Raw genomic sequence first — 11436 nt, forward strand, 5'->3', positions numbered from 1 at the left:
ATTAACAAAATCTGAATCCACAGGAGACCCCTGTGGGAGCGAGCTTGCTCGCGATGGGGGCCTGACAGACGACACACCTGTTTGACCATTCACCCTAGAACAACAACGCAACACCCGTAACTTGCGCCGAACTCGGCTCTGCCATAAATCCAATAAAATCCGGAGTAGTCGCTCATGGCTCGTTTGCAACGCACCCTGTCATTAGGGTCGGTGGTGCTGTTTGGCATCGCCTACATGACGCCGATCATTGTACTCGGCACCTTTGGCATCCTCGCCCAATCCACCGCCGGCATGGTGCCGGCCGCGTACCTCGCGGCGCTGGTGGCGATGTTCTTCACCGCCATGAGCTACGGGCGCATGGCCTCGGCGTTCCCGGTGGCCGGCTCGGCCTACAGCTATGTGCGCAAGGCCATCAGCCCGAAACTCGGGTTCATCGCCGGTTGGGCGGTGCTGCTCGATTACCTGTTCCTGCCGATGGCGATCTGGCTGATCGGTGCGGCCTACCTCAACTCCGCATTCCCGGCCGTGCCGCAGTGGGTCTGGGTGCTGGCGTTCATCGGCATCACCAGCGCGATCAACATCGTCGGCCTGAAACTGGCCAACGGCATCAACGCCTTGCTGATGCTGGTGCAGTTTTTGGTGCTGATCGCCTTCGTCGCGTTGTGCGTGCATTACGTCGGCGGCGATGCGAGCACGCCGTTGTGGTCGATCAAACCGTTCTTCAATGGTGACATGCAGATGCCGTTGATCATGAGCGGCGCGGCCATCGCCTGCTACTCGTTCCTCGGCTTCGACGCGGTCAGCACCCTGACCGAAGAAACCCGCGATCCACGCCGCACCATTCCCCGGGCGATTATGCTGATCACCCTGATCGGCGGGCTGATTTTCGTCGGTGTCTCGTACTTTGTGCAGATTGCTCATCCGTCGTTCCAGTTCGACAACGTCGACTCGGCGGCCTACGAAATTGCCCGCAACATCGGTGGCGACCTGTTCGTATCGATCTTCCTGATCGGCCTGATCGTCGGCCAGTTCGCCTCGGGCCTGTCGGCCCAAGCCAGCGGTTCGCGGCTGCTGTATGCCATGGGCCGCGACGGCGTGTTGCCAAAAGCGTTTTTCGGCACCTTACACGAACGCTTCGGCACGCCCATCAACAGCATCCTGCTGTGCGCAGTGGTGGCGTTGCTGGCACTGAAACTGGACGTCACCACCTCGACCTCGTTCATCAACTTCGGTGCGTTCCTGGCGTTCAGCCTGGTCAACCTGTCGGTGATCTTCCATTACTGGATCGGTGGCGAGAAAAAAGGTGCGCGCGAATTCGTGCTGTTCCTGCTGTTTCCGTTCATCGGCCTGGCGGCGGATTTGTGGCTGATGGTCAGCCTCGATCATCTGGCGGTGTACCTGGGGTTGACCTGGCTGGCGATTGGCGTGGTGTACCTGGCAGTGTTGACCGGTGGTTTCCGTCGGCAGCCGCCGGAGATGGATTTCCAGGAAGCGGCGTAAGCGAACAGCTTATGAGCTGATCACGCAGCGAAGTGCAAAAAAAAGGCGAACATCCTCAAGGATGTTCGCCTTTTTTGTCTCAAGCATGAGTGGCTTGTTGTTGTTCGTGTTTTTGCTTGTCACGGGGAAGGGTGTTGATGCAGTAGTTGACGTAGTAGAAGGTGAAAAGTCCGATATAGACCAGGTTCATGCGCAGTTCGAAGTTGTGTTCAGCCAAGGCATATGCCTTTAACACCCTTCGTACACGGAAACACCAGAGCAGGGTCAGCAGTAAATATAGTATGAACAGAACACCTATAAGGACGGATGCATCGTCGTGAGGTACCGGGCCGAGAGTTCCGATAAAACCCATGATGATCAGATAGAAGGCAAATAAAGCCGGGCTCATCGTCTTGATGTGAGTGACCTCCTCAAGTGCCGTGAAGGTTTTGTACATCCAGACATTTATATAGAGCCCACCAGACAATAGTCCCAGTAGAAGGAGAGTAAACGTCTTGGTGTTGATTTTTTCTTTCAGCGTAGAAATGTCAGACATGCGAGGCGTTCCAGTGGCGGCGGAGGGCGATTGACCGGTGAAGATCGGCAGAACACGCTACCAAAGTCGCTCGTGGGAAATTTCCGGGCTTGTTGGCGGAGAGTTCCGGATTCACTCTTGGCCGAGTTTTGAAGGCATGGGATTCTGTGCATCCCTCAACATGGACCTGTGGTCAGCGATGTCTTCTTCTATAAATGTTTCACTCAATCATTCCAGGCTCATCCGCATTGCCGCCGCCCTGCTGATCGGCCCTGATGGCCGCACACTGTTGGTGCGCAAGCGCGGCACCACGGCGTTCATGCAGCCGGGTGGCAAGATCGAGCCTCATGAATTGCCGGTCCACGCCCTGGCCCGGGAACTGGAAGAAGAACTGGGTCTGGACATCGACCCGGCGCAGGCCGTTTACCTCGGTCACTTCTCGGCACCGGCCGCCAACGAGCCGGGTTTTGTCGTACACGCCGAACTCTTTCAGCTGAATATTGATTCAGATGTCACCCCGGAAGCAGAGATCGAAGAAGTGATCTGGATCGACCCCGCCACCGATGGCGGTGTCAGCCTGGCGCCATTGACACGGGACCTGATCCTGCCGTTTTATCGGGCATCGCTGACCGCGATCGCCTGATCATCACGCAAAGGACCTCGCCCATGATCCCGCCTTCAGGACCTACTGATTTTTGCCGCTGCCGCGTTGCATCCTGGTTCGTCAACAATCCGTCCTGGCTGGCGATGCAGCGCTATTTCATGGGCTTCGTATTGTCGGCACTGGCGCTGCGGCTGATGCTTGAGCAAAAACGGATGGCTTGAGCATGTGGATCGAACGCCTGGATGTCAGCCATGCCCTGGACTACCGGGCGCTGATGCTCGAAGCCTACGACTTGCACCCGCAGGCCTTCACCTCGAGTGTGCGCGAGCGAGCGGTGATGCCGCTGAGCTGGTGGGAGTCGCGCCTGAGCGGCAAGCTGGACGTGGTGCTCGGGGCGTTTGAGGAAGGCCGGTTGGCCGGCATCGTCGGCCTCGCGTTCGAGCCAAGGGAAAAGGCCCTGCACAAGGTGACGCTATTTGGCATGTACGTCTCGCCGACGGTCCGCCAGCGCGGGCTCGGCTATCTGCTGGTTCAGGCTGCCTTGGCCGAGGCGCAGAGCCATGCGGGTTTGCGCCTGATCCAGTTGACCGTCACCGCCGGCAATGATGCCGCGTTCAACCTCTACCAGCGCTGCGGCTTCGTCCAGTTCGGCCTGGAACCGATGGCTGTGCGGGTAGGGGAGGATTATTTCGACAAGATCCACATGTGGCGCGAGCTCTAAGAACACCACAATACCCTGTGGGAGCGAGCTTGCTCGCGATGGCGGCGTGTCAGTCAATGCAGATGTTGAATGTCAGACCGCGATCGCGAGCAAGCTCGCTCCCACAGGGATATGTGTCGCTCTATCGAACTGCGCTAACCCCATCCAATGTCGAAAACGACGTGTCCTTGGCCGTCAGCAAGAAGTCGCGCATGTACGGTGCATCCAGCATGTCGGCACGGATTGCCGCATACAACGTCGCGAACAAACCTTTCTCACCCAGCCGCTTGGCTTTCACGTAGCCCCGTGAGCTGTACTCATGCAGTGCCCAATGGGGCATGCCGCACACGCCGCGACCGCTGGCCACCAGTTGCATCATCATCACCGTCAGCTCCGAGGTGCGGACCTGGGCCGGTTCGATGTCGGCGGGTTCGAGGAAGCGGGTGAAGATGTCCAGCCGATCCCGTTCCACCGGGTAGGTGATCAAGGTTTCCGGGAGCAGGTCTTCCGGGACGATATAGGCCTTGCTGGCCAGGCGGTGCTGATTGGCCACCGCGAGCATCGCTTCATAAGTGAACAGCGGTACATAGGTGATCCCGGCCAGATCCAGCGGGTCGGAGGTCACCACCAGGTCCAGATCGCCACGGGCCAAGGCCGGCAGCGGGGCGAAAGAGAAGCCCGAGGCCAGGTCCAGCTCGACTTCCGGCCAGGCATCGCGGAACTGGTCGATGGTCGGCATCAGCCACTGGAAGCAACTGTGGCATTCGATGGCCATGTGCAGGCGACCAGCGGTGCCCCCGGCCAGGCGACTGATGTCGCGCTCGGCAGCGCGCAACAGCGGCAGGGTGGCGTCGGCCAATTGCAGCAGGCGCAGACCGGCGCTGGTGAACCGCACCGGTTTGGTCTTGCGCACGAACAACGGCATGCCCATGCGCTCTTCCAGTTCTTTGAACTGGTGAGACAGGGCCGACTGGGTCAGGTGCAGGCGATCGGCCGCATCCACCAGGCTGTCAGCTTCGCGCAAGGCGTGCAGGGTCTTCAGGTGACGGATTTCAAGCACCGGTGGCTCCATGAGTGAAACTTGTGATCAATACGAAAAGGTTGAGTTTGTCTCATGTTGGCTTGAGTGTCGACAATGTCGCCATGTTTTACAGCAACTTTTATGGAGCAAACATTCATCATGGACAAAAAACCGTTGAGCTTTCCTGCTCAACGGTTTTTTAGATCAGCGAACATTCCAGGATGACTGGACGCAGGACTCAAAGCCCTTCGAAGTGAGCAACGACACCTGACCGTTTACCGATATCCGCGTAGGGTAGGTCCGCGTTGTCAGCATGAGTCAGAAACCGGTGCGCAGGCAGCTTCAAGTGAGCTTTCTCGAATTGTCGCAGCGCCGGCGTTGCGCTGGAGTAATGAAAGTGCGCATACCACAGTATTGCGGCAGGCTCGAGCGTAAGATCCCAGATTTCGTATTCCTGCATGTAGTCGTTGCGACCGTCCTTGCGTTTACCGAGGTTCTTGAGCTGGCTGGTTTTACGGATGTCGACGGCGTTCTGATCGAGCAGATCTTCGAGCATCCCATCCGTGGGTTTTTTGGTGGTCAGCGACTGCCGGGTGCGCATTTCCCGTCCGGTATTTGTAAGTGCTCCGGCCTTGTCGCGCAGCTGTCGAATGAGTGGGTTTTGAGCATCTATCGCCTGGATGCGATCGGCGCGGCGGCTGAGTTCGCCTGCTTCGCTGACCATCATGTGTTCCAGGTCAACCGGGAGCATGTCTTGATCGGCATAGGTATCAACCCTGGACTGATACGTTGGCTGAAAATCCAGGCGCTTTTGGGCTTCGTCCACCAGCGTTGCAAGATCCATTGGAACCGGTGCCGGTGTTTCGACCGTCGGATTCAACTGGCGGAACTTGCCATCACCGGTTGGTTCCCAGACTTCCCCCTCGTTTACTTCGAAATGCCGCTTTGTCTTTTTCTTGTCCCACTTTTCAACTCCGATCAGCCACTGGTTGTCTTCGGTGGGGAAGACCTTCTTCTCGATTTTCCCCGCAGGTGCCGCCGGGGCGGGTTGATCAATACCCTTGCGGGCCCACTCAGTCATCTTTTCGATTCCGCTCAGCAACGGTTCAACCGCCTCCATATGGAAATGTTGCGGGTAGCTGGTGGTCCAGATTTTCATTTCGCGACGAAATTGCGTGTACAGCGTAATGCAGTCCTGGAGGATCTGGTTACGTTGTTCCCGCGTGACGCTCACTTCCGGGAGGCTGTCTTGCGTATACAAGGCGCGATCGACCTTGGCACGAAGCTCCTGCGTCTGTCCTTGCAGGTAAAGCCAGGAGGTATCGCTGGTCCTGGCGTAGTGTTTGACAATTTCCAGGTAGTTGGCGGTTCTCAGATAAACCACATTGCTTTCACTGAGCTTTGCGTTCAAATGCTCGACATCGCGCCTTATGCAGTCTTTGTCTTTTTTGATGCGGATGCGATCGTACCAACGGTTGACATCGCCCTTGAATACCTCCATTTGATCCAGCTTGCGTACGAACTCCATGCGCAATTTGCGGATTTCCTCCAGTAAGCTCAAACGCTGGCTGAGTGCCTCCCTTGGTAACTCGTCCAGTTTCGCGCTCAGCACGGAAATCCGTTGCGTCAACGGGATGCTACTGTGGGAGGCAAAAATCGCTCGTTGTCTGTAGCGATCCGCTATCAACCAGGCGGTGCTGCTTTGCCCCTCGATCACGGTGCGCTCTTTTCTTGCTTGAGTCAGCGGTTCCAACTCAACCAGCGCGTCGTATCGGCGGGTGGCTGTTTCAATATCGCTGATACACACGGCTTCGACAGCGGGCATCAATGCCGGGCGATTTTCTGCCGCGGCTTCGTGGTATTGGTCGATCGTTTCATTGTTTTTCTTGATTCGGGCATCAAGTTGGTAAGCAAGATCATCGGCTGTCTCGGTCAACTGATGTTGGCGGCGAAATCTTTGATCGGCCCACCAGCGCGGCAACCGTTCGCGAATGACCTGCGGCCAGACCTGATCGAGCGAATCTGCCAGCAGCCCGAACACTTGACCTCCACCAAGCCCGCCGCCTTCGAAGGTCGTCCCGTAGACCCCGAACCAGGTATCCCAATGACCTGTTTCATCCAGGGCAATCGGCTGTTTGTAGGTTTTTTGGGCGTTACCGAACAAGCGCCAATTGCGTGAGTCCTTGCTGAGTTCAACCTGAAAGATGCGCCCTTGGCGCACGATGAAGTCGCCGTCGACATGCCGGTAAATGCCACGGTAGAGGCCGTGAGCGGCTGGCTGCAAACCGCTGAGCGAGATCGGTTTTTCATAGTCGTAACCGGCGAAGCGTGCCACGACATGTCGGGCCTGGCGCTGCGAGATGCCATGCATCGCGGCTCCATGCCTGGCTAACTTATGCAGCTGGCGAGTGCGCGTCAGTGAGCGAGCCGCCTTGGAGCCGACCGAGAATGCTGCTTCACCGGGCAACAGATCCATGGCGGCGTCGATCAGCGACACCAGCATCGATTCGACTTCCGCCAGGCCATCTCCCACCTCTCCGCGCAAAAAGGCCGCCACCGCCTGGTTCGCGCTGGTCCAGGCATCGTAGAGGGCGAAAGCGCTGCCAATGAAAGGCAGCATTCCCATCGCCATTTTTATGTAATTGAAGGCGCGCGGGCCTTTCAAGGCGTGACGCTCCATGTACAGTGCATCGTTGGAGCGGGATGTGCCGCGATGGGCCTCGATCAGGCGCCCCATATGCGCATTGAGCAGATGGGCGGCCAGTGAGGTGGTCGCCGGCCAGCTCACGCCAACACCGATCATTGCGTCGAAGTTTTTCAGCATGGCCTGTTTGATGCGGCTTTCATGAGCCGGCACGCTGCCCTGCAAGGCCCGGCCCGCCAGGTAGGTGACCCATTTGTCATGCAGGCACAGATTGAACAGGGCCTTGCGCGCCGCTTCCAGGCTGTCGTAGTGACGCAGGAATTGGTCGTCGGGGCTGTCGGGCAGGTACAGCAACGTTACGCCGCTGATCTGTTCTTCGATGAAGGTCACGCCCGACAAGGTGACGGAGCCTTCATTGGGCGTGTCCTTGCCACCCGGGGTCAAGCAGGCCGGCAGCAATACGATGCGCTTGCCATCGGCTTTCCACGCTTGGGAGGTGCTTGCGTCGATGGCGATCTTCAGGATATTCAGGTCGTTCTGGTTGATGTGTTGTTGCAGGCGGGCGAATTCGCCTTGCAGCTTCAGCATCAGTGCCCAAGGTTCGATCAGGCTTTCACGGCGATGCTCCCTGACGAAAACGGGCTCGGTGGTCGCCCCCATGAAAGCGTCGTGGATCAGTTGTTCATAGGTCTTGGGCAAATCGAGTTCCGGCAGGACGCGTTTCAGATAGTCACGGGTAATGCCGCTGGTCAGGGTCTGACGCTCGGTTGCATCCGCCGTCGTGACCTCCACCCGCATGAAGCCCAGTTGCAGTGAAAGCGGCTCCAGGTTCATCGACGGGGTGTTGTCGATGTTGAGTTGAGCCAACTCATCCAGGGCCATTTTGCTGCGTGTGGTGCTGGGAATCAGTGCGAGTTTGTAGCCGGAATGTCCAGGCGCGGGATCGAATCGCTTTTCCCATTTCACCGAATCAGGCAAATCGATCTGCACATCGAAACTGCCCTCGATCGAGAAATCCTTGCGCAGACGGGCATGCAAGTGTTTGCGCGTGAAGTCATCGCGCGATTCCAGGGCGATGGTCATCAGCGCGTGGCTGCGTTTCATCGCCGGGATATAGGTCTCGATCAGGCTCCTGAGTCCGTTACGATCGTCCTCGGTCAGTTTGCTGAGCCAGCCGGGCAGGTTGGATGCCAGGGTCGCGCTTTGGCGTTGCTCCTGCAGATGGGCGAAGGCCAGGTTTCTGGCGGCGTGCACTGGAACCTGCAAGGTGGCGAGTGTTTTTTTACGCAATATCTCCAGCTGTTCGTCCCTTTGAGCGTCCGCGGCCGCTCCGACGTGACGCTGGCGAATTGCACCGGCCTGTTCTTCGAAGCCGCTGGTCAATTGATCCAGGCCATACAAGAGCGCGTCGCCGGTGATTTTTTTTAGCAGCACCGTCAGCCCGGTATTTCGATCGTGAATCTTGAATACCTGGCGTTCCAGCTCGCGACGGTTGGCGAACCGTTGCAGGCCACCACCGGTGCCGATCCAGTAGAGCAGCACGCTGTGCGGTGAGTCGGCTTCGGTCAGCGCATCCGCTCGGGTCACGATAAATGCGCCGTTGAGTGCCTGAGTGTTGACCGTGGTCTTGTCGCCGTCCTGTTGGCTCATTGACAGAGTTATGCTGGCCGCCACTGCGTCGGGGCCGGGATCGTCGGGAGTATCCAGCAGGGCCTTGAGCAGACTGCAATCATAGTCGTCCATTTGCTTGAGGGTTGATTGCAGCGCAGCCTCGGCGTGCAATCCAGCCTTATGGGCGCTGTGCAGGGCGGTGAACTCACTCTGGAAGGTGACCAGATCCGCTACTCGCGACCGATTCAGCAAGCCAGAAGCAGCCTTGTCGGCCGCTTGTTCAGCGGTTTCCAGGGCTTTGAGCGAGTCCTTGAACGGTTTCAGGCCCTCACCCTCGCCAGCCTCTTCGATCAGTGTTTCGAGTGCATCGCGCTGTTTTTTCAGTGTCGACTGGCGCAAGGACCAGGGGATATCGGGATAGAGGCTGCCGAACAGTGATGTTTGATCGGTCTCGGCAGCGTCATCGACCCCTTCCAGCTTGGGGGGTGAGGCGAAGACGGTGAGGTGGCTGCGCTGCTGATCGGTCCGGTCAGCCTGGACCAGCGATTGCGCGCCATGCGCCGCCAGCCCGGATTTACCGGGCGTTCCATGACGCAGGGCGGTGACCTGGGACTGCGACAGGTCCGCAAACAGCCCGCTGGCACCCACGACCATAGGGTCTGTCTGGGCGGTGTATTCATAACGAATGTTGTCGGTGGGCAAGCCGGTGGGAACGAGTGTCTGCAGGGACAGCCAGGTTTCCATGTCGCTGCGGGTATTGAATCGCTGGATGGCGACGGGCCGGCTGGGCAGATACAGCCATTGGGCGACCGTTGCCGGGTCCCCCACGCTGATGACCCACGCACCTTTGGGTTTGATTTTGCTGCCGTTGCTCAAGATCAGCGCCAGTTGCTCGGTGTGGACGGGCTGGTTGTCCAGTGTCAGCGCTCCGGCGGGCGGGTCGATGAGCAGTTGCAGGGGTTTGAACTGTTCTGCCGTCAGGGTTTTTCGGGCCAATGCCAAGTGAGCGGCCGCCTCGAAATGTTGACGGTACAGCTGCGTGGCCCGTTCTTTTCGCGACACCGCAGTGCCGGCAGCACGCTTGTCCCAGAAGGTTACCCAGCGTTCGCTGTGTGCCTGTACCGGGTCAAGCGTCTTGAGTCGTTCGAGCATTTGCAGCGGGGTCAGGGACGACAAGGTGTGGGCTTGATCCAGGCCGGTCACTGTGCAGCCCTGATCCAGTGTTGTCTCCAGCGTCGGGTGTTGCAGGACGAAGGCGCAGGCCTGGGTAAAGCTGACAAAATGTTCCGGCTGTTCATCCGTGGCGACGAAGAGCAAGCCGGCCTGTTGCCCGTCCAGATCCAGTTCCTGTTTGAGCAGTTGATCGAGCGTGTCGCGGATTCCCGGACTGTCGGCCATCAGCTCGCGCAAGCCCTGGCTGCTGTCCCGCCAGCGTGCCGAGGCTTTCAGAAACAGGCTTTCGTCGGGGAGGGACGGCAACGGGGAAAAGGGTGGTATGACAGCCTGCGCCGGGAAGGGCAGGTCGAAGAGCAGTCTATCGGTCATGGCAGTATGGCTCGGTGTACGGGGAGCAGTGGATCTACTCCTTGGTTGAGCCATTTAAGGAAACTCCAGCGGGCCATTGGCACTACATAGTTACCGCACCGACCATTCAGCGACATTCATCAAACTGTCACGCAACTGTGGCAGCGCGCTTGAACAAACTTCATCAGACTCGCGCTCTACTGGGGTTCTGCGTTTTGGTGTTTTTTCATGGGCGCTTCATTCTTTTCACGAATCGTATTTTTGGCCGCGTTGTTGTTCGGCCTGCCGTCCTTGGCGGCTTCTCGTTGCGACGTCAATGTTCCGACCGAACGGGTGGATCTGGCCCAGGTAAGCCTGGCGTACCAGAGCATCGGCCGTGCGTCCGATCCGGCATTGCTGCTGGTGATGGGCCTGGGCGGGCAGTTGATTCACTGGCCGGACGAGGTGGTGGTCGCCCTGTGCCAGCAGGGGTTCCGGGTGATTCGTTATGACAATCGCGATGTCGGCCTGTCGACTTGGCGGCAAGCACCGGCCGAAGCCAACCTGACCTTCGAAGTGCTGCGCTACAAACTCGGATTGCCGGTGTCGTCGCCGTACTCGCTGACGGACATGGCTGACGATGGCCTGGGCTTGATGGACGCCCTGCACATCGATCAATTCCACGTGTTGGGCGCCAGCATGGGCGGGATGATCGCCCAGCACATGGCGGCCATGGCGCCGCAACGGGTCGAGAGCCTGACCCTGATCATGACTACCTCCGGCGCCGAAGGCTTGCCGGCACCGAGTGCGGCGCTGGTGCAGTTGTTGTCCCGGCGCGGTGCGCCGAGCCGCGAAGTGGCCCTGGAGCAACAGGCCGACTTGCTGGCGGCGCTGGGCAGCCCGATGGTCACCGATGATCGCCAGGTGCTGCTGCATCAGGCGGCGCTGTCCTATGACCGGGCGTTCAATCCCGAAGGCGTAAAACGCCAGATCATGGCCATTCTCGCCGAACCGAGCCGGGTGACCCTGCTCAATCAGTTGCGGGTGCCGGCGCTGGTGGTGCATGGCACGGCCGACCCGTTGTTGCCGGTGATGCACGGGGTGCATCTGGCGGCGCATCTGCGAGGCAGCCAATTGATCCTGATTCCGGGCCTGGCCCATCGCTTCCAGGAGGCGTTCAAGGCGCCGTTGCTGGCGGCGGTGTTGCCGTACTTGCGCGAGCACCGTGAAGACACTTCGCACTGGGCGCAGATCGAGCCGGTGGCCGATCGTAACCTCCTCTAACCCCCCCCGATCACCTGTAGGAGCGAGCCTGCTCGCGATAGCGGTGTTTCAGCCA

General features: G+C 58.9%; 7 protein-coding genes and 1 pseudogene. 5 read left to right on the forward strand and 3 right to left on the reverse strand.

The window, feature by feature from the left end:
* Positions 1-174: 174 nt before the first annotated feature.
* Entirely contained in the window at positions 175-1500 is a 1326-nt protein-coding gene (locus AC1DU9_RS04035; RefSeq protein ID WP_223458248.1) for an APC family permease, read from the forward strand.
* A gap of 79 nt (positions 1501-1579) precedes the next feature.
* Here AC1DU9_RS04035 and AC1DU9_RS04040 read toward each other — a convergent pair whose 3' ends face one another.
* On the reverse strand, positions 1580-2035 hold the full coding sequence (locus AC1DU9_RS04040; RefSeq protein ID WP_223458251.1) for a hypothetical protein: 456 nt from the start codon (positions 2033-2035) through the stop codon (positions 1580-1582).
* 178 nt (positions 2036-2213) lie between these two features.
* On the opposite strand from AC1DU9_RS04040, the gene AC1DU9_RS04045 reads away from it, so the two are divergent.
* The 3 genes and pseudogenes from AC1DU9_RS04045 to AC1DU9_RS04055 all read left to right on the forward strand — a co-directional run bounded on the left by AC1DU9_RS04045 (position 2214) and on the right by AC1DU9_RS04055 (position 3339).
* The gene (locus tag AC1DU9_RS04045; RefSeq protein ID WP_223458253.1) at positions 2214-2657 is read left to right on the forward strand and encodes an NUDIX hydrolase; all 444 of its coding nucleotides are present in this window, start codon (positions 2214-2216) and stop codon (positions 2655-2657) included.
* Between the two features lie 65 nt (positions 2658-2722).
* A pseudogene (locus AC1DU9_RS04050) lies at positions 2723-2839 on the forward strand (LysE family translocator); the annotation flags it as partial.
* 2 nt (positions 2840-2841) lie between these two features.
* The gene (locus tag AC1DU9_RS04055; protein WP_223458255.1) at positions 2842-3339 is read left to right on the forward strand and encodes a GNAT family N-acetyltransferase; all 498 of its coding nucleotides are present in this window, start codon (positions 2842-2844) and stop codon (positions 3337-3339) included.
* A gap of 121 nt (positions 3340-3460) precedes the next feature.
* Here AC1DU9_RS04055 and metR read toward each other — a convergent pair whose 3' ends face one another.
* Complete coding sequence (gene metR, locus AC1DU9_RS04060; protein WP_223458257.1) at positions 3461-4378, reverse strand: transcriptional regulator MetR; 918 nt, start codon at positions 4376-4378, stop codon at positions 3461-3463.
* A gap of 199 nt (positions 4379-4577) precedes the next feature.
* On the reverse strand, positions 4578-10139 hold the full coding sequence (locus AC1DU9_RS04065; RefSeq protein WP_223458259.1) for a dermonecrotic toxin domain-containing protein: 5562 nt from the start codon (positions 10137-10139) through the stop codon (positions 4578-4580).
* A 207-nt stretch (positions 10140-10346) separates the two neighbouring features.
* On the opposite strand from AC1DU9_RS04065, the gene AC1DU9_RS04070 reads away from it, so the two are divergent.
* A complete protein-coding gene (locus AC1DU9_RS04070) occupies positions 10347-11381 on the forward strand; it encodes an alpha/beta fold hydrolase (protein ID WP_223458261.1) in 1035 nt (344 codons plus the stop codon).
* Positions 11382-11436: the final 55 nt, after the last annotated feature.

The sequence above is a fragment of the Pseudomonas sp. P4_C1 genome (assembly GCF_056402155.1).

What these genes read in the sequence shown, in the direction of transcription:
- AC1DU9_RS04035 (WP_223458248.1), top strand. Translation starts at nt 175, where the DNA reads ATGGCTCGTTTGCAACGCACCCTGTCATTAGGGTCGGTGGTGCTGTTT.
- AC1DU9_RS04040 (WP_223458251.1), bottom strand. Translation starts at nt 2,035, where the DNA reads ATGTCTGACATTTCTACGCTGAAAGAAAAAATCAACACCAAGACGTTT.
- AC1DU9_RS04045 (WP_223458253.1), top strand. Translation starts at nt 2,214, where the DNA reads ATGTCTTCTTCTATAAATGTTTCACTCAATCATTCCAGGCTCATCCGC.
- AC1DU9_RS04055 (WP_223458255.1), top strand. Translation starts at nt 2,842, where the DNA reads ATGTGGATCGAACGCCTGGATGTCAGCCATGCCCTGGACTACCGGGCG.
- AC1DU9_RS04065 (WP_223458259.1), bottom strand. Translation starts at nt 10,139, where the DNA reads ATGACCGATAGACTGCTCTTCGACCTGCCCTTCCCGGCGCAGGCTGTC.
- AC1DU9_RS04070 (WP_223458261.1), top strand. Translation starts at nt 10,347, where the DNA reads ATGGGCGCTTCATTCTTTTCACGAATCGTATTTTTGGCCGCGTTGTTG.